The sequence below is a fragment of the Escherichia sp. AM3 genome (assembly GCF_032029835.1).
Lineage (GTDB): Bacteria > Pseudomonadota > Gammaproteobacteria > Enterobacterales > Enterobacteriaceae > Escherichia > Escherichia coli.
Genome location: NZ_JAVUPQ010001336.1, coordinates 1 through 233, shown reverse-complemented (window position 1 = coordinate 233; position 233 = coordinate 1). Strand labels below are relative to the sequence as shown.

At 45.1% G+C, this 233-nt stretch carries 1 pseudogene; it reads right to left on the bottom strand.

Annotation, left to right across the window (positions count from 1 at the left end):
* Window positions 1–192: pseudogene (gene yehK / locus RTW80_RS30950) on the bottom strand (protein YehK); the annotation flags it as partial.
* Window positions 193–233 lie beyond the last annotated feature (41 nt).

The following is a 233-nucleotide window of genomic DNA, read 5'->3' as shown; positions in this document are numbered from 1 at the left end:
ATTTATTAGCGGGTCAGCATCTTCTCGATCACGTTGATGAAATGTTGGACGTAGCCGGAATCGCTCCAGTCGATAGACGGAACCTGTAAATAATTCAGAGCATTTATGGATCTCAAGTCTGAAGGAAAACGGATTTTCAGGTACAGGGACCTCATAATCGTAAATAGCAACCAGCTCTTTTTGCACGATCATCGCTTTCCCCGCTGGTAAGTCGTGTTGATAACGGGCAGTTG